Raw genomic sequence first — 19,330 nt, forward strand, 5'->3', positions numbered from 1 at the left:
GGGCGTGATGCCAAGGTCGGAGGCATTGATGGCGTGAACGATGGCGTTCAAGACCGACTTGTCCCAAGGCTCGACCATGAGCATATGCGCTTCGGGGACCTTGACCGCGGCGACCTGCGTGATGGGCGTGGCCACGCCGTAATAATCAATGGTGATATCGGAAAGGATGTTCGCGTTCGCACGGCCCGTGCGGACCTTGGCGAACTCATGGGACAGGCTCTCGAGGCTCTTGTCCATGCGGTCGGTGATCTGTGCCATTGTTAGTCCTCCTCAACGACGACGGTGCCGATGGGCTCGCCCGCAAGTGCGCGCTTGATGGTGTCTTCGCCCTCGATGTTGAGGACGATGATGGGCATGTTGTTATCCTGGCAAAGTGCGGTGGCCGTGGTGTCCATAACCTGCAAGCCGCGGACAAGCACCTCGTGGTATGAAATGGTATCGAAGCGGACGGCATCGTCGTTCTTGACGGGATCCTTATCGTAAATGCCGTTGACCTTCGTTGCCTTGATAAGGCAGTCGGCATCGATCTCGCAGGCGCGCAATGCGGCGGCGGTGTCGGTAGTGAAGTACGGGTTACCCGATCCCGCGGCGAAGATGACCACATCGCCCTTCTCAAGGTGATGCATAGCGCGGCGGCGGATATACGGTTCGCAAACCTCGTTCATCTGGATGGCGCTCATCACACGGCACTCGCACCCGGCGCGCTCGAAGGCGTCCTGCAGAGCAAGTGCGTTCATGACGGTGGCGAGCATACCCATATAATCGGCCTGCGCACGGTCCATGCCCTTGGCTGCACCGGCCATGCCACGGAAGATATTGCCGCCGCCCACAACGACGCCAACTTCAATGCCGTCGTTGCGAAGATCGGCAACCTGGTGCGCCAGGCGGTCGGTCACCGCAGGGTCGATGCCGTAAACGCCCTCACCCATGAGTGCTTCGCCGGATAATTTAAGCAGTACGCGCTTGTAACGATAGCCGGACAAGAGGATCCTCCTTTGAGTCGTACCTTACGACATTCTAACAAAGTGGGCTACGGTAATGTGCAAGGAGAGCATGCTTCCAGAATGCAACAGATGGGGAAATGCCTCGAGTGGTCATTCTGGATGGTTCTCGCAACCTTCACTGATCCGAATTACAAAAATCGAGCCCGGCTCGCTAAGAGACCGGGCTCGATAGAAAGCAAAACAGGCGTCTGTGCTTACGCGTCGGCGCGGGAGATGCGGTCGAAGCCGACGATGCGGATCTCGTCGCCGGTCTCCTTGGAAACCTTGGCGGCATACTGAGCGATCGTCATGTCGGCATCCTTGACGAAAGCCTGCTCGGTGAGCACCTGCTCCTTGTAGAACTTCTCAAGGCGGCCGGTGGCGATCTTCTCCTGGATGGCCTCGGGCTTGCCGGACTCAGCGGCCTGGGCCTTGTAGATGCTCATCTCGTGCTCGATGGTCTCGGCAGGAACGTCCTCGCGAACGGCGCAGATCGGAGCGACAGCGGCAACCTGGAGGCACACGTCGTGAGCGAAGGTCTTGAAGGCCTCGTTCTGCGCGGTCTCGGCGTTGTTGAAGGCGAACTCCACGAGAACGCCGATCTTGCCGCCCATGTGCACGTAGCTGGAAACGGCACCGTTTGCGGCCTTACGGGCAGCGAAGCGGGTGATCTTCATGTTCTCGCCCATGGTGTGGATGAGCTCGGTGAGTGCAGACTCAACGGTCTCACCCTCCAGGGACTCCTTGAGGAGCGCGTCGACATCAGCGGGGTTCGTCTCGGAGACGACCTGGGCAACGGCGGCGGCAAAACCGGTGAACTTGGGGTTGGAGCCCACGAAGTCGGTCTCGCAGGCAACCTCGCAGAGAGCGCCGGCGGTAGCATCGTCGGAAACGAACGCGCCCACGGCACCCTCGTTGGTCTCGCGGCCGGCCTTCTTGGCGGCAGCGGCAAGGCCGTTCTTACGGAGGATGTCGACAGCGGCATCCATGTCGCCGTCAGCCTCGACGAGCGCCTTCTTGCACTCCATCATGGGGGAATCGGTCATCTCGCGGAGCTGCTTGACCTGGGCGGCGGTGATGTTGGCCATCATGGCCCCTTTCTCTAGAAATGCCCTTGTTTACTAAGGATTGCAAACATCGGGGGCGCCTGTATGACGTACGCCCCCGATCGATTCCGGGGGTGCCTACTCGGCAGGAGCGGCCTCGACGGTCTCGGCCTCGGCAACGGGGGCCTCCTCGGCGGGAAGCTCGGAAGCAGCCATCTCGGCCTCGGTCACCTCGGGCTTGTTGCTGCCGGCGATGCAGGCGTCGGCCATGAGCTCGCACATGAGGGTGACGGAAGAAATGGCATCATCGTTGCAGGGGATGCCGATGCCCAGCTCGGTAACCTCGTCGGGGTCGGAGTTGGTGTCGAGCAGAGCGATGACCGGGATGTTGAGGCGGCGAGCCTCCTTGATGGCGTTCTCCTCGCGCTTGGTGTCGATGACGAAGAGCGCAGCGGGCAGACCCTTGAGGTCGCGGGCGCCACCGAGGTTGGCCTGGAGCTTAGCGAGCTCCTTGCCGAGCACCGACTGCTCCTTCTTGCCACGAAGAGCCATGCTGCCGTCGGCAACCATGCCCTCGAGCTCCTCCATGCGGTTGATGCGGGAGCGGATGGTCACGAAGTTGGTGAGCATGCCGCCGAGCCAACGCTGGTTGATGTAGGGCATGCCGCAACGCTCGGCAGCGTTCTTCACGGCCTCCTGAGCCTGCTTCTTGGTGCCCACGAAGAGGATCTTGCCAGACTTCGCGGTGTTGCGCAGGAAGGTGTAGGCCTGGTCGGCGTTGATGATGGTCTGCTTGAGGTCGAGGATGTACATACCGTTGCGCTCGCCGAAGATGTACGGCTTCATCTTCGGGTTCCAACGATGGGTCTGGTGACCAAAGTGGCAGCCAGCCTCGAGCAGGGTGCGGATCGTAATCTTGGTAGCCATGATAACCTCCTGTGGTTTGCCTCCGCGCGGGGTCAGCCCTCCCCTGCCACCCGGGTTTGTGCTACCGGCACCCGGGCACCACGGCGGGAAAGTAGCCGCGCGTGTGTGATGGTACTGCTGCCGAATCGGCAACGTTCAGCATGATAGCAGGTGCGCGCTGCGTTTCCAACCACAAATCGAAACTCCACCTGATTCCATCTGCCCGTATGTGAAAACGCAGGCGAGCGGTTTTGCGCGACGGGAGTCGACGTGCACCGAATCTTGAGACGGTCTATCCACCTGACGCAGCGATCGGCTATACATCGGCGCGCGGGTGGGCTTGCATGACGGCCGATTTCAGGCGATCGGGTGTGAGATGGGTGTAGAGCGTCGTGGTAGAAAGGCTTGCATGGCCCAGAAGCTCCTGGACGCTCCTCAGATCTGCTCCGCCAGAGAGAAGGTCCGTAGCGAAGGTGTGGCGCATCACATGCGGCGTAATATCGGCCGGTAAGCCGGCCTCGCGGCACAGCTTATGGAACCGGTACCTCAGGGCGTTTGCATCCATACGGTTTCCTCGCGTGGATAGAAAGAGCGGCCCATCAACGCGCCTCATCGCTGCCAAATCGCTTGAGGCTCGCACCAGAAGGGGCCGAGCGTCATCGATATAGGTACGGGTCGCATCGAGGGCACGGCGATAGACGGGAACGATGCGCTCCTTCGAGCCCTTTCCGAAGAGGCGGACCGTCCTGGTCGTCCAATCGAAGTCCGCGATATCGATGTGCGACAGCTCTGAGATACGCGCGCCCGTTGCGTAGAACAGCTCGAGCATCGCGGCATCGCGCATGCCAGAGGGAGTCGACGTGTCGGGAGCGGCCAAAAGCCGCTGCATCTCGGCGGAGGACACCGTTTTGGGGAGAGAACGCGGCATCTTTGGCATCTGCACAAGCGAGGCGGCGTCGGTATCTACGATGCCCTCTGCATGGGCCCATCGAAAAAACGACCGAACGGCAGATAGATGGGCCGCGATGGTGCGCGTCGCATACGAGGCGCGGTTGAGATAGGCAAGATATCCTCGAAGGTCGTGGATATCCGGTTCGAGCGCGTTGACGCTCTCCCGCGCGCACCATCGCCCGTAAGCTTCAAGATGGCCCTCGTACGCGCGAACCGTTTCGGGCGAAAAGCCCTCAACGCGCGCGATGTAGGCGATGAACGCATCGACCGCGTTGAGGAAGTCGCGAGAAGGCTCCATGGCCCCGTCGTGTGTAGCCTCGGTTGCGAGCGCTGTCATCGAGACGCGCCCTTCATGGGAAACAGCTCGTCTCTCGTGGCAAGATAGGCATCGAAATCGGCGAGCGCTCTGTCCGCATAGGCGCGATATCGATCCCGCTTGCCACGCCGCACTCCATCTTCAAGCGGCGGAACAAGCCCGAAGTTCACATGCATGGGCTGGTAGTCCTCGGTTGCGGAATCGGTCGCATAGGCAACGAGCGCGCCCAGGGCGCCCGTTTTGGGCAGCGCTACCGGAGCTGCGCCGATAAGATCGGCATAGGTGTTGAGGGCTGCCAAAAGACCAGAGGCGATGGCTTCGGTATACCCTTCGGTGCCGGTTATCTGCCCAGCCAAACGCACCTGTGTCCCTGGAACGGCGAAGGTGGAGTCGAGCACATGGGGCGCATCGACAAACGTGTTGCGGTGCATGACGCCATAACGGAAGAACTCGGCGTTTTGGAGGCCCGGAACCATGTGGAACACACGCTTCTGCTCTCCGAAGGTGAGGTTCGTCTGGAAGCCTACGAGGTTATAGGCGGTGCCCTCGCGATTCTCCGCACGAAGCTGAAGGGCGGCCCAAGGACGGCGTCCCGTGCGCGGATCAGTTAGGCCAACAGGCTTCATCGCGCCGAAGCGAAGGGCGTCTCGACCGGTTCGCGCAACTTCCTCCGCAGGCTGGCAGGCTTGGAACAGCCCACCGTGTTCAAAATCCTTGAGTACCACGCGGTCTGCCGAAACGAGGGCGTCGATAAATGCCTCGTACTCATCCTTCGTGAAGGGGGCATTCAGGTAGTCGCCAACCTCAGTTTCTCCATAGCGGGATTGCCGGAACAGCACGGAGCGATCGAGCGATTCGGCGTCCACGATGGGCGCCGCAGCATCGAAGAACGAGAGCGACGACCCTCCGACGAGCTCGAGCACGGCCTCGCTCAGCGCGGGTGAGCAGAGAGGGCCCGCTGCTATGATGACCCTGCCCGTGGGTATCGTTGTCACTTCCTCGCGCACCAGCTCGATGAGCTCTTCGTTTCCCACTTTCTCCTCAACCAGGGTGGAAAAGGTCTCGCGGTCTACCGCAAGCGCGCCACCGGCTGGCACGGACGCTGCGTTGGCGCACTGCAGAAGCTCTGAGCCCATGCGTGCAAGCTCTTCCTTCAAGAGCCCCGCGGCGCTGTCGATTCGGGTGGCCTTCAGCGAGTTCGAGCACACGAGCTCAGCGAGGCCATCGGTACGATGTGCGGGGGAATTCGTGTGGGGCCGCATCTCAAAGAGCTTCACGGGTACGCCGCGCTTAGCAAGCTGCAGCGCGCACTCGCATCCCGCGAGACCTCCGCCTACTACGATGACGGGATCAAAAGGCATAGATGGCTCCTTATCGTTGGTTGCTTGACCCATCATTTTGACCGATTGCCGTCATTGCGTGAAGAACTTCCTTGGTGAGCGCATACCGTCCATCAATGAGCTGCTCAACGCGCCCCGATATCATGAGGTCGCTGAGGAATTCAAGGCACCCGCGTGCATCGAGCCCAGCAAGCCGCGCTATATCCTCTGAGCGCATCGGGCTTGCGGCCAAAGCACGCAGGACGCGTTGTTCGCGCGGGTCGGCAGACTCCACTTCGCGGAGAGGCCCATGCGGATGCCGGAGCACACCGTAAATGCGTGACAGCGCGATTTCGAGCGACTCTTCATCGGTAATGCAGCACGCGCCGACGCTGATGAGATAATTCGCGCCGCGAGATTCGGGAGAGAAAACCGACCCGGGCGCAACAAGCACTTCCCTGCCAAGCTCCATAGCCGCCTCTGCGGTGCTGAAGGTACCGGAAGGCATTCCGGCCTCTCCAATGAACACCGCTTCCGAAAGCGCTGCGATAACACGATTCCGCTGCGGAAAGAGGAAGCGCTGAGGCTTCGTTCCCCATGGCGCAATCGAAACAACCGCGCCCCCAGCATCTAAGGTTTTGTCGATAAGCTTTCTGCTGGAAGAGGGATAGATAACGTCAGCTCCGCATCCCAGCACGACCACATGGACGCCCCCGCAGGCAAGCGCCTTCATACCCGCAGCTTGGTCGCATCCTATGGCGCCCCCGGATACAACCGTGATGCCGGCTTCCACCGCAAGCTCGGCGGCGAGCTCAGTGAGTGCGATGCCGTATGGCGTCGGCCTCCTCGTACCGACGATTGCGATAGCTGGGCCCTGCAGGGCTTCAGGGTTTCCAAGCATATACAGTCGTTTTGGGGCGTTGGCTAGGTCGAGAACTCCAGGTGGATAGCCGTCGGAACCACGCTCGATGGCAATGCGAGAAGCTTTCACGGTTGGCCCCATCATGCGTTCCTCCTCCCTTGAAACATAGATGCCTCCAGAACGTGGGGGCGCCGGACGCATGCTGATTCATCCATATCCGCAACCGTTCGAGCTATCCGGCAAAGGCGCTTGATGCCGCGGCCGGTAAGCTTGTTGCATTGAGATAGCCCCACGAGAGCATCCTCTGCATCACGATCCAGATGGAAGGCAGCAATGGCCTTATCGAGCGATGTTCGAGACGATGTGGAAGCAGGCTCGGTATCGTTTCTCCGTTCCAGCGCGAACGCTCTCCCGGTCGCGACCATAGCGGAAAGCCCTTCTGAATCCATGCCCTCGGCGCCCTCGATGATGAGCGATGGATCGGGCCTGCAAACATCGAGCACGATGTCGATGCGGTCGATAAGGGGTCCAGCGAGTTTAGACCGGTAGCGTTCGATGGCGGTGGCCGAGCACGTGCATGCCACTTCGCGATCGCCAAGGTAACCACAGGGGCATGGGTTGCTTGCCGCTATCAGTTGGAATCGGCTGGGAAAGATGTACATACCGTCGGCTCGAACGATGCGAACCATCCCTTCCTCGAGTGGCTGACGGAGCATCTGCAGGACGCCGGAAGGGAATTCCGCAAGCTCATCGAGAAAGAGGCATCCACCGTGTGCCAAGCTGATCTCGCCCGGGCGCACGGGTCGCCCTCCCCCAACGAGCCCGGCGGCAGATATGCTGTGATGCGGGCTACGGAAAGGCCGGTCGCCTGCCAAAAGGCCTGAGATGTCCTCCCCTGCTACCGAGTGAATGCAGAGCGCCTCCTGTTGATCAGCCTGCGTGAGCTTAGGGAGAATCGTTGTCATGCGTCGTGCGAGCATGGTTTTACCTGAGCCCGGTGCGCCGATCATGAGCAAGCCGAGGTCGCCTGCGGCGGCGATAGCAAGCCCCCTTTTCGCAACCTCTTGACCTACCACATCGGCATAGTCGAGCTTCATTTCCAAAGGTGGCCGATCGAGTTCCAGGTCACAGCGATGAATCGCGTCGCGAACGCCCATCCTAAGGCGCGCGATGTTATCGAGCTCAAACCGGGCCGCCTCAAAGAGCCCCTGATGGGGAGAGGACGGGCCCTCGATGAGCGTAAGGTGCGTGTCGCGAGCAAGCACCTGGTAGGCAATCTCACCCTTTACGGGGCATACCGAGCCATCAAGTGCGAGTTCCCCAACGAAGAGACAGCTGTCGAGGTCGTTTACAGGTATTTGGCCAGAGAGGGCAAGCACGGCGACCGCGATGGGAAGGTCGAGGCCCGTTCCAGACTTTCGCATGTCGCTCGGAGCGAGGTTGATCGTGATGCTCTTTTTAGGGACCTCGAATCCAACGCTTCTCAATGCGCACCGCATACGGCTTCGCGCCTCGAGCACTGTTGAATCAGCCATGCCCACAATCGAGATGCTCGGAAGGCCGCCGCCCATGGAGACCTCGACGGTGACGGGCACCGCCTCGACACCTCGGATGCACGCCGCATGCACTGCATACACCGGGGCGCTCATCGGTCTGCTTCCCATGCGAACACATCGAAGTAATGTTCGATGATGGCTTCCGTCTCGGATGTAACCGATATGCCGATCACATCAAACCGCAAGGATAGAACGGGAAAGCGATCCATGAGATAGCAGGACGCGATGCGTCGATACCTCTCTCGCTTCCTTCGATCTACGGCGGCCTCAGGTTCCGCAGAGCAGAGTTCGTGCACGCGTCGTGTTTTAACCTCGACCAATACGATGACATCTTCGTCGGGATCGTAGGCTATGAGGTCCGCTTCGCCCTCAGGACACCGATACCCCTGTTCAAGAACCTCGTAACCGCGATGGTCAAGGTAGCTCGCGGCAATGAGCTCGCCTAGATTGCCAAGTTCTTTGGCGGTAAAATCGTCAACATTTTCACCTTCGGCCATGTCGGTAAGATCGTATGCCGAACGGAGGGTTCCCTCTACTGCACCCATGGTTGCTCCTTCCCCTAGCGGTAGAAGCATCGTCTCCCATGGAACAGGTCAATAATTCCTTTGAAGCTGACACATCACGGAACAGAAGCTGAACAGAATCTAAACAGGCGCCTCTCCGACGCAGCGTATGGGCAACGCAGCATGCGCAACCGTTTATAGCGCTGGTTAGAAGAGGCTCTCAGTTTCCAAGAAGTTCCCACAGAAGCTCACGCGGTGCTCTTCGGTCAGACCATGGGCCTTGATCGCGGCAATATGCTCAGGAGATGCATAGCCCTTCGACTCGGCGAGGTGATATTCGGGGTACAGGGCATCGAGCTCGACCATATGCGCGTCGCGCGTCACCTTGGCAACAATCGAGGCAGCGGCGATGCAGGCAACGCGAGCATCGCCATGAACAACATCGCGTTCATGGTCTACCGCCCCCAGTGGGTTTCCATCCATCAGCACGCAGTCGGGCGTAAGCCCGGTATCGGCGACGGCGCCTGCAACGGCACGGCGCAGCGCCGACGCCATGCCGATGCGATCGATTTCCGCGGCCGGAATATGGCAAAACCCTATAGCAACTGCAACCTGTGCTATCTCTTCTACCAAACGCTCCCTTCGCGCTGGAGTGAGCTTCTTCGAATCGTTGAGCCCCCAGATGCGCGGGCGCTCCGGCAAGCAGACGGCGCAGACCGTAAGCGGACCTGCCACCGATCCACGCCCCACCTCGTCCACGCCAACGACGACGCCCGGGCCACCGAGCTCTGCCATCTCTGCATACATCGCGTCGACACGCTCGCGCTCGGCGCGCTCGCGATCCAAGCGCCGCTCCGCGCGAGCGAGCGCAGACTGGACTTGCTTGCGCGGGTCGTCACGATACCGTTCAATCAGGGCGGGAAGCTCCTCAAGCGCTGCGCTTCCCAGCACTGCGGCGACCTCGGAGGCGGATCGCGAGCTCACTTGATTGGCCATCATTTACTCCCTTGGAACGACTGCGCGCCGCTGCTGGATACGTTGCGCCGTCTGACGGGCGGATTCGTGCGCTTATGGCTATCGCAACGGCTCTCAGATGGGAAACCCTGGTCGTAGACGAAAAGGGCCGCCTGCAATGAGACGGCCCTTGAGGTGCATCTATGTTGAGAATTAGCGCTTCTCGGGAATGCGAGCAGCCTTGCCCACCTTGTCGCGCAGATAGTAAAGCTTAGCGCGACGCACGCGGCCGTGACGCACGACCTCGAGCTTGGCGATCTTGGGGCTGTGAAGCGGGAAGGTGCGCTCGACGCCCACGCCGAAGGAGATCTTGCGAACGGTGAAGGTCTCACGGGAGGAGCCACCGCTCATGCGGATAACGTCACCCTGGAAGACCTGGACGCGCTCACGGTCGCCTTCCTTGATGCGATAGTGAACCTTGACGTTGTCGCCGACGCGGACCTGAGGGATGTCCTCGCGGATCTGCTGGCGCTCGATTGCGCGAATGTAGTCCATTTCAATTCCTTACTCTTCTAGAGGTGCCGCACGCGTACGCCGGCACGTAGGTTGGCAAACGGGCTTAATTATACGCAATGTGCAGCAGGTCGCAAGCCCCTTTTTTCCTTCAAGAAACGTCTACGCACCCCTTTCGCCTACCGGATCGCAAGCTTCGCATGGGCGGCGGCAAGCCGTGCGACCGGAACACGGTAGGGTGAGCAGCTTACGTAGTCAACGCCTGCGATATTGAAAAGCTGTGAGATCGATGCAGGGTCGCCTCCATGTTCGCCACAGACACCGAATGTCATGCCAGGGTGCGCTGCGCGCGCTTTCGAAACCGCCATGCGCACGAACTCGAGAACGGCGCTATCGATGGTTTCAAACGGGTTAGCGGTCAGGAGCTTTTGATGGAGGTATGCGGGGATGAATTTCGCCTCCGCGTCGTCACGCGAGAATCCGAACGTCGTCTGTGTGAGGTCGTTCGTGCCGAAGCAGAAGAAGTCGGCATGCGGGGCGATTTCATCGGCGGTAAGGCATGCGCGCGGGAGCTCAAGCATGGTTCCGATGGGTATGTCCAGCGCAACGCCAAACGCAGACTCCACTTCATGGATGACGCGTTCGGCAATCGACCGCATCTGGATGTGTTCTGACGCAACCGATACGAGCGGAACCATGATCTCGGGACGTGGGCTGTGCCCCTCGTCGCGTATGAGCGTCGCCGCCGCGGTCGCGATGGCGCGGACCTGCATGAGCGGTAGGTCGGGGAACGCAAAGGACAGGCGTACGCCGCGCAGTCCCAGCATCGGATTGGATTCCGCCATGGCATCGATTCGGCGGAGCCGGGCTCGAAGCAAACTGAGCTCGTCTTGCGGGGCACCTTCCGCTTCGCGGCGCGCGAGAGCTACGGCAAGCTCTCGGGGATCGTCCAGGAACTCGTGAAGCGGCGGGTCGATGAGGCGCACCACGACGTCACGTCTATCCATGGTGCGGAACATCTCGACAAAGTCGCTCGTTTGCACCCGAAGCAGCTCTTCCAAGGCCCTGCTCCGTTCTTGCGCCCCCTCGCTCAGGATATACGTTTGGATGATGTTCTTGCGCTCACCGAGGAACATATGCTCCGTGCGGCAAAGACCGATCGCCTCAGCCCCGAACTCAAGCGCGAGGGCGGCGTCGTCTGGATTATCCGCGTTGACCCGTACGTGGTACGGATGCGAGCTACCCTCTTGCAGGCGAATCTCGTCAGCCCATCCGAGGACAGTCTCGAGGTCGCCGGTCAGCTCTGCGCGTGTGAGAGGCATGGCGCCGAGAACCACGATCCCCTCGCCGCCGTCTATGGAGATGAGGTCTCCCTCGTGCAGCACCACGTCCGAGCCGTCGATGCGGACCTCCTTGGCCTTTGCATCGATATGGAAGGCCTCGACGCCGCAGACGCAGGGCGTGCCCATGCCGCGTGCAATCACGGCGGCGTGGCTCGTTTTTCCGCCATGACTGGTCAGGATGCCCTCCGCAGCTACCATGCCCTTAAGATCATCTGGATTCGTTTCCCAGCGGACGAGAATGACCGGATGGCCCTCGTTCGAACGCTTGACGGCGTCATCGGAGCTGAACACGATCTCGCCCACCGCAGCACCAGGGCTCGCGTTCAATCCGCGCGCCAGTACCTCAAACGAGGCCGTGGTATCGAGCTGCGGATGGAGGAGCTGGTCGAGCTGGCTGGGATCGATGCGCTTTACTGCCGTTTCGCGGTCGATGAGGCCCTCTTCAACCATCTCGATAGCGATGCGGAGCGCCGCTCGGGCGGTGCGTTTGCCGGAGCGGGTCTGCAGCATCCAGAGTTTTCCTTGCTCAATGGTGAACTCAATGTCGCACATGTCATGGTAGTGGTTCTCGAGGATCACAAAGATGCGCTCCAGGTCATCGGCCGCCTGCGCGAGCGCTGGATACGTTGCCATATCTTGGATGGGCTCGGTGTTGCGAATGCCTGCGACGACGTCCTCACCCTGCGCGTTCACGAGGAAGTCGCCATAGCGCTCACGCTCGCCTGTTGCGGGGTTGCGCGTGAAGGCGACACCCGTAGCCGAGCTCTCGCCCTTGTTGCCGTAGGCCATGGCCTGCACGTTGACGGCCGTGCCAAGGCTATCGGAGATGCCATGCTGCTTACGATAGATCGAGGCGCGCTCGTTCATCCAGCTTCCGAAGACAGCCTCGATGGCAAGCTTGAGCTGAACCTTCGGATCCTGCGGGAAGACGACGCGGCCCTCTTGCATGAGCTCAGGGTGAGCCTCAGGGTCCACATGCATGCAGAAGATCTGCTTGAACTCCTCAACGAGCTCATGGAGCGTAGATGCGCTCAACTCCGAATCCGTGCGGACTCCCGCCATGAGGCGCTTTTCGGTCAGCGCGTTCTCGAACAGATCCGCGTCGATTCCCATCACCACGTTTGAGAACATCTGGATGAAGCGTCGGTAGGAATCCCAGACGAAGTGCTCGTCGGCCGTCTGCGTGATGAGACCCTGAGCCGATGCGTCGGTAAGGCCAAGGTTGAGCACCGTGTCCATCATGCCCGGCATGGAAAATGGCGCACCTGAGCGTACGGAAACCAGCAGAGGGTCTGTTGGATCTCCTAAACGCTTTCCCATACGCGCCTCAAGGTCCTGCACCGCATCAGCGATCTCGTCCAGGGCGCCTTCGGGCCACGTGTCGCCGGCACCGGTGTAGTCCGTGCAGGTCTGGCACGTGATGGTGAATCCTCCCGGCACAGGCAGACCGATCCGGCACATCTCAGCAAGGTTCGCGCCCTTGCCTCCGAGCACGTAGTTCATGCTCGCACGGCCCTCCGTCACGTCGTTTCCGGCGGCATCCGCGCCAAACCGGTAGACGCGCTTCACATCGTTCACGATGCTCCCCCTTTCGGCAGCGCATGGCTGCGTATCGTGGTACGACTGAGCACATACTGCTCAGGCGTAGTATCCGATGCGCAGGCCGAGGAGCTGTGCAGACCACGCGGACTCCGGTAGTCGGCTGCGATTATGCGGTAAGTGGTCGCTTAAGTGGATATGGTATGAAGATACCAGTTAGTGTCATCCCAGCTTATGAAGGGTGTATGAAGCGATGATTGCAGGCATGTTTCATACGGCTTATGCATTTCTCGTCGAAAGTATGCGATTAAGACGCTCGATAATCTCGGTTGCCGACTCTTCGATCGCCTTGCCATCTGTATGGACCACAAAGCATCCGAGACGCTTCATGAGGGAGCGAGCATATGCGAATTCCAGCTCGATAGATGTGGGATCTGCATATGAGCCGGCAACTGATTGCGCCTGCGCGGTGCCAAGGCGCTGGGCCCGGATGGGAGCTATGGCTTCCACCGTCGTTACGAGCCCGAAGACACGCGCGGGATCGACCTCAAACAGTGCCTGCGGGGGCTCAATCTGGGGTGCGAGCGGGATGTTCGCCACACGATAGCCCTGTAGCGCCAGGTACATGGAAAGCGGCGTCTTTGACGTACGGGACACGCCGATGAGCACGATATCGGCTTCGGAGAGGTCGTCCGCTCCCCTACCGTCGTCATGCTCGACGGCGTATTCCATGCAGGCGATGCGTTGGAAGTAGTGCTCATCAGTACGATGGATGATACCGGGAATGCCTTTTGGCGCGAGCCCGGTGAGCGCCGCTATGGTATCAATAGCGGGACCGAGAAGGTCGACCGCGGCAATTCCTTGTTCGACAAGCAGGCCCGCAACCTCACTGCGAAGCTCGTCTTGGGCAATGGTATGGAATGCGGCGATCTTCCTGGCTGCACCCGCCAAGGATTCCAAATAGAGTTTCACCTGCCGCGCATCTTGAACGCGAGACAATCGTTCGATAGCCACGGCTCCTTCATCAAACTGACCCGCCGCCGCGAGCGCCACCGAAGCAGCGGTCTCGCCCAAAGCGTCGGATATCACAAGTACCGTCGCGAGCTTATCCATGGTGCCCCTGTCTCCGAATGAAGCTATGCGTGATTGACCGAAGATGCTAAAGCGCCCCACGGTGCAACGACACAGCGGGGCGCAGGGTTCGATGATGAACGGGACGCTAGCTACTTCTTCTTCGCGAGCTCGCCGATGTTGGCTACGTCGGCGAAGACGGCGGCGAAGCGGTTGAGCAGGCGCAGACGGTTCTGGCGCAGCGCCTCGTCATCGTCCATGACGAGCACCTCGTCGAAGAAGCGGTCGATGGGCTCGCGAAGCGATGCGAGCGCGCCGATCACCGCGGTAAAGTCTCCAGCGGCAAGCGCATCGGAAACCCGCTGCTGGGCCTGGTCGGTCGAGGTAAGCAAGTTCGCCTCTGCATCACCCAGAAGCGCGGAGTCAACCTCGACACCAAGCGATGCGTCGGCAAGGTGGCTCGCACGAGCGTAGGCGGTTGCCAGGTTCTCGAAGGTCGCGGCATCATTGGCTCGAGCGTCCTCGAGCGCATGAGCGAGTGCAAGGTAGCTCGCCGGGACGCGCACGGAGCCAGCGGAGACGGCAGCAACGACGTCCGCGGAGACAGCCTCGTCGCGGGTCATCTGCTCCATGCGGCCCTTGATGAAGGCGCAGACGGCAGCCTGCACCTCAGTGGCATCGAACTGGATACCCTGGGCGGCGTAGGAGGCAAGCGCATGCGCGACGAGCTCCTCGTAGCCACATCCCAGACGGCTGCGCAGGATGTTGAGCAGGCCGATAGCGGAGCGGCGAAGCGCGAAGGGGTCCTTGGAACCGGTCGGGGGCTCACCGATCGCGAACATGCCTGCGATGGTATCAAGCTTGTCAGACACGGCAACGATGCATCCGGCAATGCCCTCAGGAAGCTCATCGCCGGCGAAGCGAGGGCGGTAGTGGTCGCGAATCGCAGCAGCGACGGCATCGGTCTCGCCAGCGGCCTGTGCATAGTAACCGCCCATGACGCCCTGCTGGCTCGTGAACTCGACCACGGCGCTGGAGACGAGGTCCGCCTTGCAGAGGTGCGCGGCACGAACCGCGTCGGCGGTCACCACGGCGTCACAGCCGGCAGCGCGGGCAACTTCGCCGGCAAGGGCCTCGATGCGCTCGCTCTTCTGCAGCACGGTGCCGAGCTTCTCCTGGAATACGACGCTCGCCAGGCGCTCGCGGAACTCCTCGAGCGAAACCTTGAGGTCCTCGTCGTAGAAGAACTTCGCATCGTACAGGCGGGCGCGGACCACGCGCTCGTTGCCATCGATGATGGTGGCGGCGCACTCAGGACGGCCGTTAGCCACGACCACGAACTCGCGGGTCAGCTGGCCTTCGGCGTCGTAGATGGGGAAATACCGCTGGTTGGAGAGCATGGACTCGCAAATGATCTCGTGCGGGACCTGCAGGAACTCTTCGTCGAAAGTTCCCACGACCACCGTCGGCCACTCGCAGAGGTTCACGACCTCGTCGAGCACCTTCTTGGGCGTGTCCACATGGGCCCCGCCGCGCTCGGCCTCGACCTGAGCGATGCCGGCAGCGATGACCTCGCGGCGGCGCTCCTCAGAAAGAACGCCGGCGGGCTCAAGTACCTGCTCGTAGACGGCGGGCTCTGCTACCTCATGCTCACCCGGCCCGAGCACGCGATGGCCGCGCGTGGTGTTTCCGCTCGTTACATCGGCATAGCGAACGGGAATGATCTCGGTGCCCAGCAGTGCGCAGATCCAACGGATGGGGCGCACGAAGGTCTCGTGGGTCGAGCTCCAGCGCTGGCTTCGGTAGTTAGGCCACTCAAGCCCAGCGATAATGCGCTCGCATAGGGCGGAAAGCAACGGCATCGCGGGAGCGGAAGGAATGTTGCGCTCGGCGAACACATAGGTGCGGCCATCGGTATCCTCGCGCTGCACAAGCTCAGCGGCGGTCATGCCGCACTTGCGGGCGAAGCCCTCGGCAGCCTTGGTGGGATTGCCGTCGGCATCGAAGGCGATGTTGGCCGCAGGGCCGCGCTTGACCTCGTGCACCTCGTCCGTCGCCGTGGCAACAGCGTCAACCAGCACGGCGAGGCGGCGCGGCGAAGACACGACGCGCACAGGGCCATGGGCCAGGCCGGCCTCGGTGAGGCCGCGCTCCATGAGCGGGCTAAGCTGCTTCACAGCGTTCATGAGCGGCGCGGACGGCATCTCCTCGGTGCCGATCTCGAATAGCAGGTCCTTGGTCTCGGCCATTTATGCCACCTCCCCTTCCCGGGCGTCGTCGTTTGCATCTGCACCAGCGACCTCGGCAAGGTAGGCCTCGCAGCAGGCCTTGGCCACGGTGCGCACGCGCAGGATGTAGTTTGCGCGCTCCACAGCGGAAAGCGCACCGCGCGCGTCAAGGATGTTGAAGGCGTGGCTGCACTTCATTACGCAGTCGTACGCCGGCAGCGGCAGCTTGGCATCCAGGCAGGAATGGCACTCGCGCTCGTAGTCGTCGAACTTCTGGCGCATCATGGGCACATTGGCGACCTCGAAGTTGTACGCGCTGAACTCGCGCTCGTTTTCCAGGAAGACCTCGCCGTAGGTCATGGGCGTGCCATCGGGCAGGTAGCTCCACACCAAGTCGTAGACGGAGTTCACGCCTTGCACGTACATGGCTAGGCGCTCAAGGCCATAGGTGATCTCGACGGGGACGGGGTCGACCTCGATGCCGCCCAACTGCTGGAAGTAAGTGAACTGCGTGACCTCCATGCCGTTCAGCCAGACCTCCCAGCCAAGGCCCCAGGCACCAAGCGTGGGGCTCTCCCAGTCGTCCTCGACGAAGCGAACATCGTGCTCAGCCGGATCGATGCCGATTGCTTTGAGCGAGTCGAGATAGAGCTCCTGGCTGTTCACCGGCGAGGGTTTGATGAGAACCTGGAACTGGTAGTAGTGCTGCATGCGGTTAGGGTTCTCACCGTAGCGACCGTCGGCGGGACGGCGGCAAGGCTGCGCGTAGCAGGTGCGCCAAGGCTTAGGACCCAAGCTGCGCAGGGTCGTCGCGGTATGGAACGTACCGGCACCCACCTCGGAGTCGTACGGCTGCATGATGACGCATCCCTGCTCGCCCCAATAGCGCTGGAGCGAAAGGATGATGTCTTGGAAGGTACGAACGCTCGTGTCCATGCCTTGCCTACCCTTCTGGTTTCTGATGAATAGAAAGCTAAGATCGCGTTGAGGAAAGGTGCTGCGCCGGAGTTGGTTTACACCCCACCCAACCTGTTAAAAGGCCAGTACCGGAAGAACACCACGGCAATGAGGTCGTCTTCGGGAACCGCGCCGAAATAACGTGAATCGGCAGAGTTCTCGCGGTTATCGCCCATTACCCACACGCAGCCTTCTGGCACCGTATAGGGGAACCCAACTGAGACCCCTTCCGCCTGCGCCGCAAGCGGATAGCTGTCGCCTTGCGCATAGGCCTCAGAAAGCGGTTCGCCGTCTACGTACACCACGCCGCCCTGAAGATCGACGGTCTGGCCCGCGGTCGCGATGACGCGCTTCACAAGGATATCGTGGTCCGAGCCGCCGTCGGGGTTACGGAAGACGACGATGTCGCCTTGGTTCACTCCCATCCCAAGGTTGATGGTGACCTTTTGAGCCAGCACCTGGTCGCCCACCTCGATCGTGGGCTCCATCGAGCCCGTGGGGACTCGGTAGGGTTCCACGACGAACCACCGGATGAAGATGAAGAACACGAAGACGAGCGCGAAGATGATGACCCACTCGAGGAGGCTCCTCACAAATGAATGCTGCTGCGGTACCACGGTTGCACTCCTAAGCGTTCTGTTGACTGGGCCCATGATAGCGCGCGATAAGCTCCTCTGCGAGGGCGCGCTCTGAGTCCGTGAGGCGTGCGGAAGAAATCAGGTCTGGACGCCAGCGGCACGTGCGATCGATTGCGTTCTCGCGACGCCAGGCATCGACCTTGGCATGGTCTCCAGAAAGGAGAACATCTGGAACGACGGCCCCCTCAAATTCGGCGGGGCGCGTGTACTGGGCGTATTCCAGCAGACCACCCGAATCGCCTGTGGCAAACGATTCATCTACGCTGCTCATCGCGTCGCCGAGCGCACCGGGCAGTAGGCGCACCACGGCATCGGTTACCACCATAGCGGCAAGCTCCCCGCCGGTAAGAACGTAGTCCCCGATCGAGATCCGCTCATCGGCAAGGTCGTAGGCGCGCTCGTCGATGCCCTCATAGCGACCGCACACAAACAGCAAACGCTCCTGCATTGCAAGCCGCTCAGCTGCAGCTTGGGTAAAGGGCGCGCCGCACGGTGTGAAGAACACGACGTGCGGGCGCGGGCCCGAGCTCGCGATGGAACGTACCGCCTCATAGATGGGAGGAGCCTTCATGAGCATGCCCTGGCCGCCGCCATAAGGCTCGTCATCGACCGTACGATGCCGGTCGTGGGTCCAGTCTCTCAGATCATAGGCTCTGAAATCGAAGATGCCCGCCTGTCGGGCGCGTCCAAGGATGGATGTCGACATAACGGGCTCGAACATCTCGGGAAAGACGGAAAGCGTCTCGATGAGCATCATGCTTGGTCCACTTCCCCCGTTCGGTCGCTTCCTTGGCGCGCCTTCAAAACGGCACGTTCGTTCATGACCTGCTGAACCTTGCTGGAATCGATCAGGCCATCCATGATATGGGTGCTGAGTGGTCCCGTAGGCGGAATCTCATCCATCGCTTCTTCGATGATGGGAACGAGCACCTCGCCAAAGGGGCCTTCGACCTCGAGCACATCGTTGGCCGGAGTCTCAATAACGCCGGTAATGCGGCCGAGTTCACCAAATCGGGCATCGACGACGTTGCGCCCGACAAGATCTTCCCATGCAGCCTCGAAGCCATCGAGGACGACATCTTCAGCGTGTGCGAGCACATAGCAGCCCTTGATGGACTCTGCTCCATCGATTCCCTCGATACCGCTGAAAGCAACGAGCCAATCCTGACCGGTATCCGTAACCGAACGCACGGTGCAGAAGCGGTCACGCTCGAGTGCCGGTGGCGTGAGCGCAACCTCCATCCCGGGCTCCAGAACAAAGGGAAGGCCACGTACCGCACGTACGATGACCTCCCCGCGTTTCCCATGTGGACGAACCACACGGGCTATGTTGCGATAGGCGCTCGACACGATGACCTAACCCAAGACCTCGACCTCGACGGATGTGCCAAGACGAGCTGCAAGTGCACGCGCAAGCGTGCGAATCGCCTTGATGGTGCGGCCATGGCGGCCGATGACCTTGGCGACATCGGGCTCGGAAACCGTGATCTCGATGACCGAGGCGTTATCGCCATCGATAACCTCGAGGCTCACGGCATCAGCATCATCGACGATGCTGAGCACGAGGTACTCGACGAGATCGGCGATGCGATCGGAGAGCTCGGCCTCGGTTGCGGCAACCACCGCCTGCTCCTCGGCCACGATG

At 61.1% G+C, this 19,330-nt stretch carries 19 protein-coding genes; all 19 read right to left on the minus strand.

Going from position 1 to position 19,330, the window contains the following annotated elements; genetic code table 11:
- Window positions 1-258, minus strand: a 258-nt coding sequence (locus AC1VS5_RS06010) for a ribosome-recycling factor (RefSeq protein ID WP_481218035.1), incomplete at its 3' end; no start/stop codon positions are given.
- A 2-nt stretch (window positions 259-260) separates the two neighbouring features.
- On the minus strand, window positions 261-983 hold the full coding sequence (gene pyrH / locus AC1VS5_RS06015; RefSeq protein WP_019128339.1) for a UMP kinase: 723 nt from the start codon (window positions 981-983) through the stop codon (window positions 261-263).
- A 215-nt stretch (window positions 984-1,198) separates the two neighbouring features.
- Window positions 1,199-2,071 (minus strand): translation elongation factor Ts, encoded by an 873-nt coding sequence (tsf, locus tag AC1VS5_RS06020; protein WP_019128340.1) that lies wholly within the window; start codon window positions 2,069-2,071, stop codon window positions 1,199-1,201.
- A gap of 96 nt (window positions 2,072-2,167) precedes the next feature.
- Complete coding sequence (rpsB, locus tag AC1VS5_RS06025; protein ID WP_019128341.1) at window positions 2,168-2,956, minus strand: 30S ribosomal protein S2; 789 nt, start codon at window positions 2,954-2,956, stop codon at window positions 2,168-2,170.
- A 295-nt stretch (window positions 2,957-3,251) separates the two neighbouring features.
- Window positions 3,252-4,223 (minus strand): tyrosine recombinase XerC, encoded by a 972-nt coding sequence (locus tag AC1VS5_RS06030; protein WP_481218036.1) that lies wholly within the window; start codon window positions 4,221-4,223, stop codon window positions 3,252-3,254.
- Window positions 4,220-5,563 (minus strand): methylenetetrahydrofolate--tRNA-(uracil(54)-C(5))-methyltransferase (FADH(2)-oxidizing) TrmFO, encoded by a 1,344-nt coding sequence (trmFO, locus tag AC1VS5_RS06035; RefSeq protein ID WP_481218037.1) that lies wholly within the window; start codon window positions 5,561-5,563, stop codon window positions 4,220-4,222. Before trmFO ends, AC1VS5_RS06030 begins: the two co-directional genes overlap by 4 nt.
- 10 nt (window positions 5,564-5,573) lie before the next feature.
- Complete coding sequence (locus AC1VS5_RS06040; protein WP_481218038.1) at window positions 5,574-6,527, minus strand: DNA-processing protein DprA; 954 nt, start codon at window positions 6,525-6,527, stop codon at window positions 5,574-5,576.
- A complete protein-coding gene (locus AC1VS5_RS06045; RefSeq protein WP_481218039.1) occupies window positions 6,524-8,032 on the minus strand; it encodes a YifB family Mg chelatase-like AAA ATPase in 1,509 nt (502 codons plus the stop codon). Before AC1VS5_RS06045 ends, AC1VS5_RS06040 begins: the two co-directional genes overlap by 4 nt.
- Window positions 8,029-8,484, minus strand: a complete 456-nt coding sequence (locus tag AC1VS5_RS06050; protein ID WP_481218040.1) for a YraN family protein — start codon at window positions 8,482-8,484, stop codon at window positions 8,029-8,031. The genes AC1VS5_RS06045 and AC1VS5_RS06050 overlap by 4 nt, the downstream gene beginning before the upstream one ends.
- A gap of 165 nt (window positions 8,485-8,649) precedes the next feature.
- Complete coding sequence (locus AC1VS5_RS06055; RefSeq protein ID WP_481218050.1) at window positions 8,650-9,438, minus strand: ribonuclease HII; 789 nt, start codon at window positions 9,436-9,438, stop codon at window positions 8,650-8,652.
- Between the two features lie 171 nt (window positions 9,439-9,609).
- Window positions 9,610-9,951, minus strand: a complete 342-nt coding sequence (gene rplS, locus AC1VS5_RS06060; RefSeq protein ID WP_019128348.1) for a 50S ribosomal protein L19 — start codon at window positions 9,949-9,951, stop codon at window positions 9,610-9,612.
- A 137-nt stretch (window positions 9,952-10,088) separates the two neighbouring features.
- Window positions 10,089-12,830: a pyruvate, phosphate dikinase gene (gene ppdK, locus AC1VS5_RS06065; protein WP_481218041.1), complete on the minus strand. Its 2,742-nt coding sequence runs from the start codon at window positions 12,828-12,830 to the stop codon at window positions 10,089-10,091.
- Window positions 12,831-13,070: 240 nt separating this feature from the next.
- Window positions 13,071-13,904 (minus strand): pyruvate, water dikinase regulatory protein, encoded by an 834-nt coding sequence (locus tag AC1VS5_RS06070; protein WP_481218042.1) that lies wholly within the window; start codon window positions 13,902-13,904, stop codon window positions 13,071-13,073.
- Between the two features lie 110 nt (window positions 13,905-14,014).
- Window positions 14,015-16,111 (minus strand): glycine--tRNA ligase subunit beta, encoded by a 2,097-nt coding sequence (gene glyS, locus AC1VS5_RS06075; RefSeq protein ID WP_481218043.1) that lies wholly within the window; start codon window positions 16,109-16,111, stop codon window positions 14,015-14,017.
- Window positions 16,112-17,026, minus strand: coding sequence for a glycine--tRNA ligase subunit alpha (locus AC1VS5_RS06080; RefSeq protein ID WP_481218044.1), 915 nt, complete (start codon window positions 17,024-17,026; stop codon window positions 16,112-16,114). It lies immediately after the preceding gene.
- Between the two features lie 77 nt (window positions 17,027-17,103).
- Entirely contained in the window at window positions 17,104-17,664 is a 561-nt protein-coding gene (gene lepB, locus AC1VS5_RS06085; protein WP_481218045.1) for a signal peptidase I, read from the minus strand.
- A 10-nt stretch (window positions 17,665-17,674) separates the two neighbouring features.
- The gene (gene trmD / locus AC1VS5_RS06090) at window positions 17,675-18,439 is read right to left on the minus strand and encodes a tRNA (guanosine(37)-N1)-methyltransferase TrmD (RefSeq protein ID WP_481218051.1); all 765 of its coding nucleotides are present in this window, start codon (window positions 18,437-18,439) and stop codon (window positions 17,675-17,677) included.
- Window positions 18,439-19,035, minus strand: a complete 597-nt coding sequence (gene rimM / locus AC1VS5_RS06095; protein WP_481218046.1) for a ribosome maturation factor RimM — start codon at window positions 19,033-19,035, stop codon at window positions 18,439-18,441. The genes trmD and rimM overlap by 1 nt, the downstream gene beginning before the upstream one ends.
- A 6-nt stretch (window positions 19,036-19,041) precedes the next feature.
- Complete coding sequence (locus AC1VS5_RS06100) at window positions 19,042-19,326, minus strand: KH domain-containing protein (protein WP_204626754.1); 285 nt, start codon at window positions 19,324-19,326, stop codon at window positions 19,042-19,044.
- Window positions 19,327-19,330 lie beyond the last annotated feature (4 nt).

The sequence above is a fragment of the Enorma sp. genome (genome assembly GCF_982429025.1).